Source organism: Streptomyces sp. CA-179760, assembly GCF_050937045.1.
In the GTDB taxonomy this organism is placed as follows: Bacteria; Actinomycetota; Actinomycetes; order Streptomycetales; family Streptomycetaceae; genus Streptomyces.
Window position 1 is genome coordinate 1227770 of sequence record NZ_JBNJLZ010000001.1, and the last position, 15176, is coordinate 1242945.

At 72.1% G+C, this 15176-nt stretch carries 14 protein-coding genes; 8 read left to right on the forward strand and 6 right to left on the reverse strand.

The genetic code is table 11. The features are described 5' to 3' along the window. The first annotated feature begins 99 nt into the window (after positions 1–99). A complete protein-coding gene (locus ACQEV8_RS05375) occupies positions 100–1065 on the forward strand; it encodes a hypothetical protein (protein ID WP_432957781.1) in 966 nt (321 codons plus the stop codon). Here ACQEV8_RS05375 and ACQEV8_RS05380 read toward each other — a convergent pair. The 3 genes from ACQEV8_RS05380 to ACQEV8_RS05390 form a co-directional block, all read right to left on the reverse strand. After that, complete coding sequence (locus ACQEV8_RS05380; protein WP_432957783.1) at positions 1047–1643, reverse strand: sigma-70 family RNA polymerase sigma factor; 597 nt, start codon at positions 1641–1643, stop codon at positions 1047–1049. The genes ACQEV8_RS05375 and ACQEV8_RS05380 overlap by 19 nt on opposite strands. A gap of 154 nt (positions 1644–1797) precedes the next feature. Then, positions 1798–2550 carry a LamG domain-containing protein gene (locus tag ACQEV8_RS05385; protein ID WP_432957785.1) on the reverse strand — a complete coding sequence of 251 codons (753 nt, stop codon included), beginning with the start codon at positions 2548–2550 and terminating at the stop codon, positions 1798–1800. 131 nt (positions 2551–2681) lie between these two features. After that, positions 2682–3359 carry a uracil-DNA glycosylase gene (locus ACQEV8_RS05390; RefSeq protein ID WP_432957787.1) on the reverse strand — a complete coding sequence of 226 codons (678 nt, stop codon included), beginning with the start codon at positions 3357–3359 and terminating at the stop codon, positions 2682–2684. A gap of 168 nt (positions 3360–3527) precedes the next feature. Here ACQEV8_RS05390 and ACQEV8_RS05395 point away from each other — a divergent pair, with 168 nt between their 5' ends. Together ACQEV8_RS05395 and ACQEV8_RS05400 are read left to right on the forward strand one after the other, a co-directional pair. Then, positions 3528–4514, forward strand: a complete 987-nt coding sequence (locus tag ACQEV8_RS05395) for an N-acetylglucosamine kinase (protein WP_432957790.1) — start codon at positions 3528–3530, stop codon at positions 4512–4514. 125 nt (positions 4515–4639) lie between these two features. Continuing rightward, positions 4640–5563 carry a sirohydrochlorin chelatase gene (locus tag ACQEV8_RS05400; protein ID WP_432957792.1) on the forward strand — a complete coding sequence of 308 codons (924 nt, stop codon included), beginning with the start codon at positions 4640–4642 and terminating at the stop codon, positions 5561–5563. Positions 5564–5709: 146 nt separating this feature from the next. Here the strand turns inward: ACQEV8_RS05400 and ACQEV8_RS05405 are convergent, their stop codons facing one another. Together ACQEV8_RS05405 and ACQEV8_RS05410 are read right to left on the reverse strand one after the other, a co-directional pair. After that, a complete protein-coding gene (locus ACQEV8_RS05405) occupies positions 5710–6738 on the reverse strand; it encodes a lactonase family protein (RefSeq protein ID WP_432957793.1) in 1029 nt (342 codons plus the stop codon). Between the two features lie 150 nt (positions 6739–6888). Next, a complete protein-coding gene (locus ACQEV8_RS05410; RefSeq protein ID WP_432957795.1) occupies positions 6889–8379 on the reverse strand; it encodes an FUSC family protein in 1491 nt (496 codons plus the stop codon). A 196-nt stretch (positions 8380–8575) separates the two neighbouring features. Here ACQEV8_RS05410 and ACQEV8_RS05415 point away from each other — a divergent pair, with 196 nt between their 5' ends. The 4 genes from ACQEV8_RS05415 (at position 8576) to ACQEV8_RS05430 (ending at position 13679) form a co-directional block, all read left to right on the forward strand. Next, a complete protein-coding gene (locus tag ACQEV8_RS05415) occupies positions 8576–9055 on the forward strand; it encodes an Lrp/AsnC family transcriptional regulator (RefSeq protein ID WP_432957797.1) in 480 nt (159 codons plus the stop codon). A gap of 43 nt (positions 9056–9098) precedes the next feature. Continuing rightward, positions 9099–9794, forward strand: a complete 696-nt coding sequence (locus tag ACQEV8_RS05420) for an HAD family hydrolase (RefSeq protein ID WP_432957799.1) — start codon at positions 9099–9101, stop codon at positions 9792–9794. A 146-nt stretch (positions 9795–9940) separates the two neighbouring features. After that, positions 9941–12763 (forward strand): beta-L-arabinofuranosidase domain-containing protein, encoded by a 2823-nt coding sequence (locus ACQEV8_RS05425; protein WP_432957801.1) that lies wholly within the window; start codon positions 9941–9943, stop codon positions 12761–12763. A 151-nt stretch (positions 12764–12914) separates the two neighbouring features. Further along, complete coding sequence (locus tag ACQEV8_RS05430; RefSeq protein WP_432957803.1) at positions 12915–13679, forward strand: DUF4142 domain-containing protein; 765 nt, start codon at positions 12915–12917, stop codon at positions 13677–13679. Between the two features lie 51 nt (positions 13680–13730). Here the strand turns inward: ACQEV8_RS05430 and ACQEV8_RS05435 are convergent, their stop codons facing one another. Next, a complete protein-coding gene (locus ACQEV8_RS05435) occupies positions 13731–14534 on the reverse strand; it encodes a LysR family transcriptional regulator substrate-binding protein (protein ID WP_432957805.1) in 804 nt (267 codons plus the stop codon). A gap of 58 nt (positions 14535–14592) precedes the next feature. On the opposite strand from ACQEV8_RS05435, the gene ACQEV8_RS05440 reads away from it, so the two are divergent. Continuing rightward, positions 14593–14985 (forward strand): DUF5997 family protein, encoded by a 393-nt coding sequence (locus tag ACQEV8_RS05440; RefSeq protein ID WP_432957807.1) that lies wholly within the window; start codon positions 14593–14595, stop codon positions 14983–14985. Positions 14986–15176: the final 191 nt, after the last annotated feature.

A 15176-nucleotide genomic window follows, 5' to 3' on the forward strand; every position in this document is an offset into this window, starting at 1 on the left:
GTGCCGCCCCTCTCCCCTCTCCCCTCTCCCCTCTCCCCTCTCTCCCCTCGCTCTCGACCGTCCCGGCTCCGCCGCCGGGTCCCGACAAGGAGTCAGAAAATGATCTGGTGGTACGTCCTGGCCGTGGTGCTGGGGCTGGCGCTGATCGGAGCGGTGGCCGCGCTGGTCGTCACCGAGCGGCAGACCCGCCCGCCGAAGCCCGTCGCCCCCTCGGCCGCCGTCGAGGGGCGGGAGGCACTGGACGTGGTCGACGCGGGCCTGCGCCGGCTGACGGGCGAGTGCCTGCGCTCGGGCCGGTCGCTGCCCGACATGTATGCCGTCGTCTGCTCCGAGGAGCGGCTCGGGCTGCTGCTGGCCGGCGCGGAGGAGGACGCTCCGGCGCCTTGGACCGCCGAGGCGGACGGCGAGCGCTGGACGGTCTCGACCGACGCTCTGCGCCGCTCCGGCCCGGAAGGCGAACCGGCCCTGCCCTACGCGCTGACGGTGACGGTGGGGCTGGAGGGCGCCGACCGGGTGCTGGTCGACCTCTCCCGGGCGTCGGGGCCCGTCTCGGTGGCGGGTCCCGACGAGGAGGTGCGCAGCCTGGCGCGAGCCGTCGTCACCGAGGCGCTCGCAGGCCCGGTGGGGGCTCTCGCCGAGGTCACCCTGGTGGGATCCGTGGCCGGCGAGGGGCTCGTCGCCGACGACGTACCGCAGGGCTCGCGGCTGCACACCGCGGCCAGCCTGGAGGAGGCGTTCGCCGTGGCGGACGCGGCGGGCCCGGTGCGGCCGGAGCCCGGATCGTCCGACGTCACCCAGATCTTCCGGCTGATCGAGGGCAGCAGCCGGGTCGCCGTCGAGGGTGTGGCGCCGCACCTGTTCGTTGTGGACGCCTCACAGCTCCCACGGCGGGAGGGCGCGCTGGACGGCCTGCGGCGCGGGGACGCGCTGCTGGTGCTCGGCGACGCGCCCGCCGGGTGGCGCTGGCGCGCCGGTGCGGGCGGATCGCTCGACACCGGCCCGCTCGGCCTGGAGATCACCCGGCACGTGGGGCGTCTCGCCGAGTCTCACCCGGCGTCGCGGTAGCGGCCGTCCGCGTACAGACCTCGGCTGTACAGCGCCTCCCGCAGGGCGCGGGAGGCGTAGAACGTCCGCGACTTGACCGTGCCCGGCGGGACGCCCAGGACCCTGGCCGTCTGGTTGACGCTGCGCCCCAGGTAGTGCACGTGCATGAGCACCTCACGCTGCGGCGGCCGCAGATCCCGCAGTGCCTCCAAGAGCACCTGGGAGGTGAGCATGTGATCCACGTCGTCGGGCACCGCCGGGTGGGCGAGTTCCGGGTCGCCGGTCTCCGCCGGTCTGGCCTGGCGGGCCCGGAGATCGTCGATGACGAGGTTGCGCAGCACGGTGAACAGCCACGGTCTCGCCGCGTCCGTGGTCGGGTCGAGCTTCCCGGCATGGCGCCAGGCGCGGATCGCGACCTCCTGGAGGACGTCCTCGGCGCGGTGCCAGTCGCCGTGCAGTCGCCGTGCGGCGAACTGCAGCAACGCACGGCCGTGAACCTGGTAGAAGGCTCTGAGGAACTCCTCGGGACGGAGTTCCGCGGTGGGGGGACGGGTTGTTCGGGTTTCGGTCGAGGATTCGGTCGAAGTGCTGGCCGACAAAGGCCTTTTCCTCTCCTGTCGCCTGTGGGGGTGGCGACGGTGAACGCGCCCCGGTGCCGCCGTCGTTCCGGCGGCCGGGGCGCATCGTCCGGGGGCCGGCGCCCCTCGTAGGGGGAGGGGCGCCGATGCCCGCCGTCAGTCCGGTTCGCGGATGTCAGTCCGGTTCACGGGCGGAAAGCGAGTCCACCTCACCGGGCGTCAGTTCCCGGTCGTAGACGTGCACGTCGGAGATGTCGCCGTTCCAGTGGTCGGCGGCCTCACCCCCGATCTTGCCGCGTCCGATCACCACGTCGCCGGTGGGCTTCTCCTTGCTGGAGGCCTCTCTGCTGCCCGCGAGTCTGCCGTCCACGTAGACCCGCATCCGGTGGTCCTTGTCGCTGTACGTGCCGGTGAGGTGGTACCAGCGGTCGGTCCGCGGCCGCTCGGTCTTCTCCGCGACGGTGCGGGCACCGGGGAAGCTGAACGCGAAGTTCTCGTCCTGGCCGGAGTACTGGAGGAAGAACGTGCTGATCCCGAGGGCGTCCTGGGAGACGGCGGTGTGGAAGCCGTTCGTGGAGGTGAGCCGGACCCGTGCGGCGACCGAGTAGTCCGCGCCGGTGGTGTCGACCGGGGAGGCGGCGTCCACGTATCCGTTGCCGTCCAGCCTCAGGGCGCCGCCCTCGGGACCTTCATCGGTCCACTCCACGTCGCCGCTGACGACGGCGTCGTGCTCACCCGCCTTCGCGGTGCCGGACCGGTGCAGGGGCCACCACCCCGCGCCGCGCAGCGACTCGGCGCTCGTATCCGGCGAGGCCCGCTGCTCCTTCGACTCCCCTGATTCCTGACCGCGCACCAACTGGGTGACGACGAAGGCCAGGGCGACGGTCAGTACGGCGATCGTGGTGATGAGCGACCATCTGCGCGTCATGATGCTCCCTGGTACGCGCGGTAAAGCAATGTCACTGGTGATCAACTGTCCGTTCTGGAGATAGTTTGACGTACCACCAAAGTGTGACAGGCCGATGTGAACACCCGTGCAAGCGCCCCGGACGCCCCGGCCTACGGCAGACGCCACTCCACCGGCGTGCTCCCCTGCCGCACCAGCAGATCGTTGGCCCGGCTGAACGGGCGCGAACCGAAGAAACCGCGGTCCGCCGACATCGGCGAGGGATGAGCGGACTCGATCGCCGGAAGGTCTCGCAGGAGTGGCCGCAGATTGCGGGCGTCGCGGCCCCAAAGGATCGACACCAGCGGCTTGCCGCGACCCGCCAGGGCCCGGATCGCCTGCTCGGTGACCTCTTCCCAGCCCTGGCCCCGATGGGCGCCGGGCTTGCGCGGGGCGGTGGTGAGCGCCCTGTTGAGGAGCAGCACCCCTTGCTGCGACCACGGCGTCAGATCGCCGTTGGACGGGCGGGGCAGCCCCAGGTCCGTATGCATTTCCCGGAAGATGTTCTCCAGGCTGCCCGGCAGTGATCGCACCTCGGGCGCCACCGCGAAACTCAGCCCGACGGCCATCCCCGGCGTGGGATAGGGATCCTGGCCGACGATGAGGACGCGGACGTCGTCGAAGGGCTGCTGGAAGGCCCTCAGGACATTCGCCCCGGCCGGGAGGTAGGTCCGGCCGGCCACGATCTCGGCCCGCAGGAAGTCCCCCATCGCGGCGATACGTTCGGACACAGGTTCCAGGGCCTTCGCCCAGCCTGCTTCGACAAGTTCATGCAAGGGTCGTGGTGCCACAGCGCGTCACCCTACTGGCACACAACCGGTCCCCGCACAAGCACACGATCCCGCACGCCCGGACGCCGCCCACGGGGCTACTCTGCCTTACGGGAAGGAGGGGATCCCGTTGCATCCAGTGCTCAAACCACTCCGCCGGGGCGGCCGGCCGGTGGACCGGCGTCCGCCGTGACCGGGGTGTCGGAGGGATCCGCGTTTCTCGCCGTGGACTCCGGCGGATCCGGGCTCCGGGCGGTGGTGGGAACCACCGAGCGCGGGCCGGTGGCCCGGCGGGAGTCGGCGGAGCCGGTCCGCACGGGCGACCGTGGCATCGACCCCGGACATTTCATGGCACACCTGATGCCCTTGGTGCGCGCGTTGACCGCGGAGGCCGGACCGGTGCGGTTGACCGCCGTCGCCGTCGGCGCCGCCGGGCTCGCCTCCCTCGGGGACGCGCTGCGCGCCGAACTGCCGGGCGCGCTGGCCCGGGAGCTGGGCGTACGGAGGATCGCGCTGGCCGCCGACGCCGTGACCGCGTACGTGGGCGCTCTCGGGTCACGTCCCGGTGCCGTGATCGCCGGCGGTACGGGGCTGATCGCGATCGGCACCGACCTGACCGGCTGGCGTCGTGCGGACGGCTGGGGGCATCTGCTCGGCGACTGCGGGGGCGGTGCCTGGATCGGGCGGGCCGGACTCGAGGCCGCGCTGCGCGCCCATGACGGTCGCGAGGGCGGCTCGGCCCGGTTGCTGACGAGCGCCGAGGAGGTGTTCGGGCCCATCGCCGGGCTGCCCGGACGGCTGTATCCACGGCCGGACCGGCCCGCCGTCCTCGCGTCCTTCGCGCCCCACGTCGCCGCCTGCGCCGACAAGGACCCCGTCGCGGCGGACATCCTGCGCGGTGCCGCGCGGCACATGGCCGACTCCGCGGCAGCCGTGTGCCCCTCAGCCGGCGAGCCCCGTGTCGCCGTCACCGGCGGCCTGTTCAAGCTGGGCGACCCCCTCCTCGGGCCCGTGGACGAGGAACTGGCAAAGCGGCTCCCGCACGCGCGCCGGGTGCGGGCCGAGGGCGACCCGTTGCACGGCTCCGTGCGTCTGGCGACCGAGTTGAGTACCGGTCCCCTCACGCTGCCGGGTCACGAGGCGATGCTGTCCGTGACAACCCATTCGGGTGAATAATCCGACCCGCATGATCCGTACGTAACTCAATCCGTACGTAACTCATCAGACAAAACCGGACGTATACCGCTCACCTGCACCCTCCCCGAACAGGAGAGCCCAGGAAACCAGTAACATGCGGCGCCATGAGTTCCCCCACTGGACCCGAGTCCGGCCTGCCAGTACGAATGCCGCGACCCCGCCAGCCGGGACGGCACCGCCGTCCCGAGCCGCTGGTGGCTCCCGAGGGCGCGCCCGCGCTCGTCCTCGCCGTGCCGGGCACGCCCAGTAGCGCCACGCGCAGCCTCGCCGAGGAGGTCGTGAGCATCGCCCGCTCCGAGCTGCCCGGCCTCGACGCCCGTATCGGGTATCTCGACGGGGACAACGCGGAGTACTTCACGCTCCAGGCCGTGCTCGCGCACGCCGCCGAGGAGCGCACCGCCCGTTTCGAGCAGGCCCGTGCCGCCGGCATGGACGTCAGGGAGCCCGACGGGCCCGTCGCCGTCGTCGTGCCGCTGCTCGCCGGCCCGGACAGCGCGCTGCTGCGCCGGGTCCGTCAGGCCGTCATGGAGAGCCACATCGCGGCGGAGCTGACCGATGTCCTCGGCCCGCACCCGCTGCTCGCCGAGGCGCTGCACGTCCGGCTCTCCGAAGCCGGCCTGGCCCGCGCGGACCGTGCCCGCCTGTTCACCGTGGCGACCGCCGCCGACGGCATCGTCCTGGCCTCCGTGGGCGGTGACGAGGCCGTGCAGGCGGCCGGGATCACCGGCATGCTGCTGGCCGCGCGCCTCGCGGTGCCGGTGATGGCCGCGGCCCTGGACCAGGAGGGTTCCATCGCCTCCGTCGCCGAGCAGCTGCGCAACTCGGGCTCGCAGCAGCTGGCCCTCGCGCCGTATCTGATCGGCCCGGAGATCGAGCCGGGGCTGGTCGAGGAGGCGGCCAAGGAGGCGGGGTGCTCCGCGGCGGAGTCGCTCGGGCCGTACCCGGCGATCGGGAAGCTGGCGCTGGCGAAGTACACGACGACGCTGGGTATCACGCCGCAGCAGGTTCAGCAGACGCCGGTTCGCTGACGCGGCCTACTGCTGGGACGGCCCGCTCCGTTTCGGGGCGGGCCTTCGCCGTAGGGGTGTGGCTCTTCGGCCGGGCGCGGGTGCGTCGTGGCCGGGCGCGCGCACGCGGCAGCGCCGCATATCAGCACCGCCCCGCGCCCCTGGGGTCAGCCGATGACCACGCATGATGCCGCCGCCACCCTGATGGCCCCTTCTCGCCTCGGGATGCCCGTGCGCGAGTCCGCGGTGAACCAGGTCACATCCCCCGAACGCTCGTTGGCCACGTACAGGAAGCCGTCGGACGCGGTCAGGGCGCGTGGCCAGTGGCCGCCGCACGGAACCGTGGTGACCAGGTGCAGGTCCGCTCCTTCCACCGCGAACACGGACAGGACGTCCTCGCCTCGGGTGGCGGTCCAGACGAAGCGGCCGTCGGGTGAGGTGACGATCCCCGAGGGGTAGGCGTCGCGCACCGGTGCGCTTGGCAGGACCGGGGTCTCGGTCAGCGGGGCCAGCACGCCTTCCGCCGCGTCCCAGCGGCAGACGGTGACGGAGGGGCTGAGTTCGTTGACGACGTAGGCGTACGAGCCGTCCGGGTGGAAGGCCAGGTGGCGCGGTCCCGAGCCGGGCCGCAGGGCGGTCTCCCGGTGCACGGCAGGGGTGCCGTCGGTCAGTGTGCACACCCGTACCGAGTCGGTGCCGAGGTCGACGCTGACGGCCCAGCGCCCGCTCGGGTCGGGCTGCACCTGGTGGGCGTGCGGCCCGTGCTGGCGTGGGGTGTGCGGACCCCCGCCGGTGTGCTGGAGCACGCCGGAGGCGGACCGCGCGAGGGTGCCGTCGGAGCGGACGGGGACGGCGGTGACGCTGCCCGAGCCGTAGTTGGCGGTCAGGACGTGTCCGGCGTACAGACTCAGGTGGGTCGGCCCGCCGGCGCCGAGCGGCACGGGCGGTCCGGCCGGTTCGGGCTTGTCTCCGGTCACGCGGTACGCGGCCACCGCGCCCGCGGCGGTCTCACTGACCGCGTACAGCATGTCCCCGTCGGGAGAAAAGGTGAGGTAGGCCGGGTCGGGGACGGCGTTCACGCTGCTCAGGATGGTCAGCGCGCCGCTGTCGGCGTCGACCTCCGCCGTCACGATCCCGGGGCCGCCTGCCGCCGTGAACGACCCGATGAACGCCCGCCGCCTGCTGCCGTCCGCCATCGCTGTGCCCTTTCGCCCCTGCGCCGTCCGGAATGACCGCGCGGTCGATCATGCGCGGTCTAGACCAAAGGGTCAAGGGGTACGGCTCGTCGCTCAGGCTCCGGTCAGGCGCTCGGGCCCCGGGCAAGCACTCGGGCTCCGGTCAGGCGCTCAGGCGCCGACCAGCGGGGAGCCCGACGGCGTCCGCAGCGGCCGGGCGAGCTCCGCCAGGGCTCGTTCCAGGCCGTGCAGGTGGGCCAGGACCGGTTCCGTCGCGGACGGTCCGTCCATCTGGACCAGGACCTCGCCACCCTCGGTGAGCGCCTCGACCGCGACTTCCACGCGCCGCGCGGCGGTGGCCAGACGGGCGTCGTGGGAGGCCTCCGGGTCGGCGGCGACGGCGACCAGGCCGCGGACCTCCCGGGCGCAGTCGTCGAGGAGGGCGAGCACGTGCCGGGCCCGCCGCTTGCGGCCGAGCATCGGGTTCAGCGGGTGCACCAGCGGGGCGACCGAGAGCCGTACCCGGGCGAGGAGCTGCTCCAGCTCGGCCACCCGCGGGGCCGGGTCGGCGTCCGCGGCGCCCGCCAGCCGCCGGGCCGTCTCCACCGTGCAGGCGTGGACGCAGCGCAGGGCCCGCCGGATCCAGGTGTCGGTGACGCTGTGCGTGGTGACGGGCAGCAGGAGGATCACGGCGAGTGCGGCGCCCAGCGCCCCGACGCCCGTCTCGACGAGCCGCAGGGCGAGCAGGCCGGGGCCGAGCACGCCGAGCAGGCCGTAGAGCAGGCCCGCGAGCAGGGTCACGCAGAGCATCATCCAGGTGTAGGACACGGCGGCCGTGTAGAAGATGCCGAAGACGCAGACGGCGGCGAGCAGGGCCGTGGCGACCGGGTTCCCGTGCACCGGCACGGCGACGAGCAGGCCGAGGGCGATGCCGATGACCGTGCCGAGCAGCCGCCGGAAGCCCCGGACCAGGGTCTCGCCGCGCGAGGTGGTGTTGACGAAGATCCACCAGGTGGCGCCGACGGCCCAGTACCAGCGCTGGCCGGACACGAGCTGGCCCACGACCAGGGCGAAGCCCGCCCCGGCGGTGGCCTGGATCGCCTGGCGGGTGGTCACCCGGGCCAGACCGGTGCCGCCCGGCGGGGCGGGCACGGCAGGCGGGGGCAGGCGGCGCTCGTAGCACCACAGCCCGAAGCGCACCGCGGCGGCGGCGAGGACGGACAGCAGGACCGCGGCGTACAGCTCGGGCAGCTGGTCCGTGGTGGCGCGCAGGAACTGCGCCACGAAGAAGGTCATGAAGGCGAAGACGCCGAGGCTGTGCCCGCGCGGGCCCCAGCGGCGGGCGTACACGCCCGCGCCGACCACGGCGAGGAAGGTGAGGTCCCGGGCCACGGGGTGGTCGTGCAGTCCGGCCGCGGCGGTGAGCACGGGCAGTCCGACGACGGGGAGCAGCGCGGTGGTGACCGTCTGGCCGCGGACCGTGGCGTCGGTGACCGTGAACAGGGCGAGCAGCGCGGCGAGACCGCCGGTGACGGCCCCCGTGAGGGAGTGTCCGGCGAGGCCGCAGACGGCGACCGCGACCGCGATGCCGAACACGGCTCGCGCGCCGAACCGCAACCGCGTCCGCCCCGGATCCGGAGCCAGGAACACCCTCGTCAGCACCGCTTACCGCCTCCTTCGCGCACAGGCATGGGAAAGCATGAAAAAGGCGCCACGGGGTCCGCAGCGCCATCGACGCGTCCATATGAGCATCCCGGACGCCACTGGCTCAACTGGCTCCTTCTAGACTGAGCCATTGGTACAGCCGGGGCGGTCCTGGAGCGGCCGCGGCAGAGCCAACGGACGAGGAGGGCGCGGCATGCCCGTGGACGAGCTCGACACCCGCATCCTGCGGCTGCTGCTGGAGCAGCCGCGCACGAGCGTGCGCGAGTACGCCCGTGTCCTCGGCGTGGCCCGGGGCACGCTCCAGGCCCGGCTCGACCGGCTGGAGCGCGACGGTGTGATCACCGGCACCGCGCCGGACCTCTCCCCCGCCGCGCTCGGCCATCCGGTGCTCGCGTTCGTGCACATCGAGGTCACCCAGGGACATCTCGACGAGGTGGGCGACGCGCTCGCGGCGGTGCCGGAGATCGTCGAGGCGTTCTCCATCACAGGTGGCGGGGATCTGCTGACCCGGGTCGTGGCGCGGGACAACGCGCATCTGGAGGACGTCGTGCAGAAGCTGATCAGCCTGCCCGGGGTGGTCCGCACCCGTACCGAGATCGCCCTGCGGGAGCGCGTCCCCCACCGGCTGCTGCCGCTGGTGGAGTCGATCGGCCGGGCGGCGGCCCGGTCCTGACCCCTCAAGGCGTCCGGATCATGGCCTTTGACATGCTGACACCATGAGCAATCTCGGCGGCGTATCGGTCATCTTCGATCTCGACGGAACGCTCGTGGACAGCGAGCCGAACTATTACGAGGCGGGCCGGCAGACCCTCGCCGAACACGGCGTCCCTGACTTCAGCTGGGCGGACCACGAGCGGTATGTCGGCATCAGCACCCAGGAGACGGTCGCGGACTGGAAGGAGCGGTACGGTCTGCGGGCTTCGGTGCAGGAGTTGTTCACCGTCAAGAACCGCCGCTATCTCGAACTCGCCCGCAGCTCCACGCGCGCCTACCCCGAAATGCGCAGGTTCGTCGAGCTGCTGGCGGCCGAGGGCGTGCCCATGGCCGTGGCCTCGGGGTCCTCGCCCGGGGCCATCGAGGCGGTCCTGTCCGGCACGGGCCTGGACGCCCATCTGCGCACCGTCGTCTCGGCCGACGAGGTCGCGCAGGGCAAGCCGGCCCCCGATGTCTTCCTGGAGGCGGCCCGCCGGCTCGGCGCGGACCCGGCCGGCTGTGTGGTTCTGGAGGACGCCGCCCCGGGGGCCGCCGCCGCGCACGCGGCGGGGATGCGGTGCATCGCGATCCCGTACGTCCCGGCGCAGGCGGACGCCCCGGAGTTCACCACCGCCGGCCTGCTCCTGCGGGGCGGTCAGGAAGAGTTCACCGCACGGGCGGCTGTCGACTGGCTGGTCCGCTCAGCACGTCTTTCCTGAACTCACCTCCCCCGCCCCGTTGACGCTCTCCCGTCCCCTCCCTAGGGTCTGGTCGATCACTCGTACGGCGTTCGACATGTCGAATGCGTTGACATACGTCGAACGCGTCAAGTGCGTGGACCCGTTGGCCCCGTGGAGGAGCACACATGGCACGGCCCCTCTCCAGACGATCCCTTCTCAAGGCAGCGAGCCTCGCCGCCGCCGTACCCGCACTCTCCGAGGCGGCGACCGTCCGGGCCGTCGCGGCCCCCGCGGCCGCCACGGCCGCCGCCGGCATCCCGGCCTCCTGGACCGTCCGGCCGTTCGGGCTGGAGGACGTGAGCCTCGGCCGGGGCGTCTTCGCCGACAAGCGGCAGTTGATGCTGGACCACGCCCGCGGCTACGACGTGAACCGGTTGCTCCAGGTGTTCCGCGCCAACGCCGGTCTCGCCACGGGCGGCGCGGTCGCCCCGGGCGGCTGGGAAGGCCTGGACGGCGAGGCCAACGGCAATCTGCGCGGGCACTACACCGGCCACTTCCTGACCATGCTGGCGCAGGCGTACCGGAGCACGAAGGAGCAGGTGTTCGCCGACCGGATCGGCACCATGGTCGGGGCGCTGGCCGAGGTGCGGACGGCGTTGCGGCGAGAGCCGGCGGTGCTGAGCGTCGCCGGGAAGTTCGGGACCGCCGCGGACCAGGTACGGGGCTCCTACCAGTACGTGGATCTGCCGGCCGCCGCGCTCGGCGGCACCCCGGCCGTCACCCTCTCCGTCTGGGTGCGGCCCACGCACGACGCCGGCTGGACCCGTGTCTTCGACTTCGGCAACGACACCACGCGTTACCTGTACCTGGCCGCCCGCAACCAGACCGGGGTGCCGCGCTTCGCCGTCACCACGTCAGGAGCGGGCGGCGAGCAGGGCCTCGACGGCACGGCCCCGCTGCCGCTGAACCAGTGGAGCCATCTGGCGGTGACGATCGCGGGCGGCACCGGCACCCTCTACGTCAACGGCACCGCCGTGGCCCGGAACACCGCGATGAGCCTCACCCCGGCGGCTCTCGGCACGCTGAAGAACAACTGGCTGGGCCGCTCGAACTACTCCGCGGACCCCGTCTTCGCGGGCGCCTTCGAGGAGTTCAACGTCTTCTCACGGGCGCTGACCGCCGCCGAGATCACCGAGTTGCAGAGCCGCCGGGCCGCCGACGCCTCGACGGGCCGGGGCGACCTGGCGTCGTACGCCTTCGACGAGACGGCCGGCGGGACCTTCGCGGACGCCTCCGGACGCGGACTGACCGCCACCCTGCGCCGCACCTGGGGCGCACCGAGCCACCCCGGGTTCCTCGCGGCGTACCCGGAGACGCAGTTCATCGACCTGGAGTCGAGGACCTCTCCCGACTACACGAAGGTGTGGGCGCCGTACTACACCGCGCACAAGATCCTCAAAGGGCTGCTCGACGCGTACACCGCCACGGACGACGACCGGGCCCTGGACCTCGCGTCCGGCATGTGCGACTGGATGCACTCCCGGCTGTCCAAGTTGCCCGAGTCCACGCTCCAGCGGATGTGGGGGATCTTCTCCAGTGGGGAGTTCGGCGGCATCGTCGAGGCGATCTGCGATCTGCACAGCATCACAGGCAAGGCCGAACACCTCGCGCTGGCCAAGCTGTTCGACCTGGACCGGCTGATCGACGCGTGCGCCGCGAACACCGACGTCCTCGACGGGCTGCACGCCAACCAGCACATCCCGATCTTCACCGGGTACGTGCGGCTGCACGACGAGACGGGCGAGGAGCGGTATCTCACCTCGGCGAAGAACTTCTGGGACATGGTCGTTCCGCACCGGATGTACGGCATCGGCGGCACCAGCACCGGGGAGTTCTGGAAGGCCCGGGACGTGATCGCGGGCACCCTGAGCGCGACCACGGCCGAGACCTGCTGCGCGTACAACATGCTCAAGCTGAGCCGGACCCTGTTCTTCCACGCGCAGGACCCGAAGTACATGGACTACTACGAGCGGGCCCTGTACAACCAGGTGCTCGGCTCGAAGCAGGACAAGCCGGATGCGGAGAAGCCGCTCGTCACGTACTTCATCGGGCTGACGCCCGGTCATGTCCGTGACTACACACCCAAGCAGGGCACGACCTGCTGCGAGGGCACCGGCATGGAGAGCGCCACGAAGTACCAGGACTCGGTGTACTTCGCGAAGTCCGACGGCAGCGCCCTGTACGTCAACCTCTACAGCCCGTCCACGCTGACCTGGGCCGAGAAGGGCGTGACGGTCACGCAGACCACCGGCTATCCCAGGGAGCAGGGCAGCACCCTCACTTTCGGCGGCTCTCGCGCCGCCTTCACGCTGCGGCTGCGCGTGCCGTCGTGGGCGACCGCAGGGTTCCGGGTGACCGTCAACGGGAGTGCGGTGCCGGGCGCTCCGACGCCGGGGAGCTACTTCGCCGTGTCCCGGACCTGGCGGGCCGGCGACACCGTCCGGGTCTCCCTGCCGTTCCGGACACGGGTGGAGAAGGCTCTCGACGACCCGTCCCTGCAGACCCTGTTCCACGGCCCGGTCAACCTGGTCGCCCGCTCCTCCGCGACGGAGTTCCTCAGGGCCGGGCTGTACCGCGACGCCGGGCTGTCCGGCGACCTGACGGCCTCCCTCACGCCGGTGCCGGGCAAGCCGCTCCACTTCACGCTGGACGGGACCGAATGGGCGCCGTTCGCCGAGGGGACGGAGGATCCGACGCACGCCTACTTCCGGCGCGCGGAGCCGAAGGTCGTCTTCGGCGGCCGGGACTCGGGCGTCGCGAACCCTGCGAAGGCCGACGGCACCACGCTGCTGGACGAGGTCTGGGCCGGGGCGCCCTTCCGGAACAAGGGGGCGCTGGTGGCGCGGGTGCGGTTCACGGTGGACGCGTGGGTGACGGCCGGACTGCTGAGCAGGGCCGACGGGGACAAGGCCGTGAGCACGGCGGGAGCGGCCTCCTACGAACCCTGAGGGGGCGGAGCGGCGTTCGGGTGGGCCCGGTGCTGTGCGGTTCCGGCACCGGGCTCCGTCACATCCGGAACTTTTTTGCGGCAGGGGTGATTGTTTCGCGTCCGGCATCCGTACTTCTCGGTGTTGGGCCGTTCATACCCCAGGAGGCACGATGCGCATCTCGCGCAGCACGGCAGGAACCGCGTTCGTGGGCGGTGCGATGATCCTGACGCTCACCGCGCTCGCCTACCCCAGCATGCTGGGTGTGGAGAACGCGGCTTCCGGCCAGGACCGCATCATCGCCAACACTCAGTGGGGCCCGCTGACCGAGGCGGACCGCGACTTCGTGGTAAAGGTGCGCGCGGCCGGGCTGTGGGAGCAGCCGCTGGGGCAAATGATCTTGGAGCGGAGCAAGTCGCCGGCGATGATCGAGGTCGCGGAGCATCTGCTCGTGGGGCACGGCCGGCTCGACGCGGGCTGCCGCAAGGTCTCCACGGACCTGGGCATCACCCTGCCGAACGAGGCGTCGCCGCAGCAGCAGAACTTCGTGGCGACGGCGGAGGGCAGCACCGGCAGGGAGTTCGAGTCCACGGCCGTGACCCTCATGCGCATCGCGCACGGGGGCATCTTCCCGACGATCGCCAAGATCCGGGCGACCACCCGGAACAGCATGGTCCGGGAGCTCGCCGACACGACCAACGACACCGTGCTCGACCACATCTCGGTCCTGGAGAAGACCGGTCTGATCAACCACGAGCAGGTCAGCTTCCAGATCACCGCCCCGCCCAAGCTGCCCCAGGAGCAGACGACACCGCCGCCGCCGCAGCAGGGTGCGCCGGTCCGTGTGCTGGAGGTCCCGGAGAACCTGAAGGATCTGCAGACGGTCGCCCCCAACCCGTCCTACGGGGCGCCTCAGCCGTCCCCGTCGGCCGGCTGAGTCGGAACGGTTCGCGAGGGCCTCGCGCACTGCGGCGGGCCCCGGAACCGACTAGGAACGGCGGCGGGGCTTGCCGCGCCCGTCGCCCTTGGGGGCGCCACGGCCGCCCTTGCCGGTGCGCTTCGCGCCCGCGGACCGCCCGGCCGCCGGCTTCCCCGCCGCCGGCTTCCCCGCCGCCGGCTTCCCGGACACCGGTTTACGCCGGGCGCCGCCCCGGTCGGACGCCGCGGACTCGTCCGGCTGCTTGCGGCCCCGCGTGCTGTTGACCGTGCGGCCCCGGACGATGCCGATGAAGTCCTCGACCTGGTCCGTCGTCGCGTCGTGGGGCCAGGCCAGTGCCACGCTCGACTCGGGGGCGTCCTTGAGGGGGCGGTGCGTGAGGTCCTTGCGGTGGTGGAGACGGGCGAGCGACAGGGGCACGACGAGGACGCCGATCCCGGCAGCGACCAGTTCGATCGCGTCGGCCGTGGTGGCGGGGCGTTCGAAGGCGGGCCGTCCGGGGAGGCTCTCCCATTCGAGGACGTCGTCGAGGGGGTGCAGCACGATGTCGTCGGCGAGGTCCTCCGGGGACACCTCGTCGACCGCCGTGACCAGGTGGTCCTTGGGCACCACGACGACCGTCTGCTCGGTGTAGAGGGGGATCGCGCTGAAGACCGTCCGGTCCACGGGCAGCCGGACGAGGCCCGCGTCGGCGTCCCCGCCCAGCAGCCGCTCGGCCACCGCCCCGGCGGCCACCTGCGTCAGAGCCAGCGGGACGTCGGGCTGCCGCTCGTTCCAGATACGCACCCACTTGTCGGGCATCACCCCGGGGACGTATACGAGCCGGAACGAGAGAGAAACATCCGAGCCTGTCACCGGGCCAGGCTACCGGGCGTGGTCAGGGGTCGTGCACACGCTCGATACGCTTGATGCCATGACGTCGCACCAGAGCACCCAGACGATGAAGCCCGCCACCGCGGCGAAGAAGCTGGGTGTGTACCTCGAGGCCACACCCGCCGAGTTCCAGGAGGGTGTCGTCTCGCGCGCCGAGCTCAACGAGCTCCAGGCAAACCCGCCGCAGTGGCTGCAGGACCTGCGGCACAACGGCCCGCACCCCCGCCCGGTGGTCGCGGCGAAGCTCGGGGTCTCCATCGCGGGGCTCGCCCGCGCCGGGGTCACCGAGCCCCTGACCACCGAGCAGATCGAGACACTGAGGCAGGAAGGTCCTGAGTGGCTGGAGCGGGAGCGCGCCACCCAGGCGGAGGTCCGCAAGGAGACGGCCCGCATCAAGAAGAAGAACGCCGAGCAGGCGGAACGCCAGGCCTGACGCCCCCTGCCCCGAAGGCCCCGACCGGATCATCCGGTCGGGGCCTTCGTCGTTCTCCGGCCGAAGATCCCGCACCGTACGGCCGCGAGTATGGCCTCGGTGAAATCTTTCGGCCATGTATTGACATGCCGATGAAACGATCCGTAGCTTGGCCGATCATTTAGATTCGTGAAGTGAGTTCACGAATATGA

What these genes read in the sequence shown, in the direction of transcription:
- ACQEV8_RS05425 (WP_432957801.1), top strand. Translation starts at nt 9,941, where the DNA reads ATGGCACGGCCCCTCTCCAGACGATCCCTTCTCAAGGCAGCGAGCCTC.
- ACQEV8_RS05420 (WP_432957799.1), top strand. Translation starts at nt 9,099, where the DNA reads ATGAGCAATCTCGGCGGCGTATCGGTCATCTTCGATCTCGACGGAACG.
- ACQEV8_RS05375 (WP_432957781.1), top strand. Translation starts at nt 100, where the DNA reads ATGATCTGGTGGTACGTCCTGGCCGTGGTGCTGGGGCTGGCGCTGATC.
- ACQEV8_RS05430 (WP_432957803.1), top strand. Translation starts at nt 12,915, where the DNA reads ATGCGCATCTCGCGCAGCACGGCAGGAACCGCGTTCGTGGGCGGTGCG.
- ACQEV8_RS05385 (WP_432957785.1), bottom strand. Translation starts at nt 2,550, where the DNA reads ATGACGCGCAGATGGTCGCTCATCACCACGATCGCCGTACTGACCGTC.
- ACQEV8_RS05415 (WP_432957797.1), top strand. Translation starts at nt 8,576, where the DNA reads ATGCCCGTGGACGAGCTCGACACCCGCATCCTGCGGCTGCTGCTGGAG.
- ACQEV8_RS05400 (WP_432957792.1), top strand. Translation starts at nt 4,640, where the DNA reads ATGAGTTCCCCCACTGGACCCGAGTCCGGCCTGCCAGTACGAATGCCG.
- ACQEV8_RS05440 (WP_432957807.1), top strand. Translation starts at nt 14,593, where the DNA reads ATGACGTCGCACCAGAGCACCCAGACGATGAAGCCCGCCACCGCGGCG.
- ACQEV8_RS05405 (WP_432957793.1), bottom strand. Translation starts at nt 6,738, where the DNA reads ATGGCGGACGGCAGCAGGCGGCGGGCGTTCATCGGGTCGTTCACGGCG.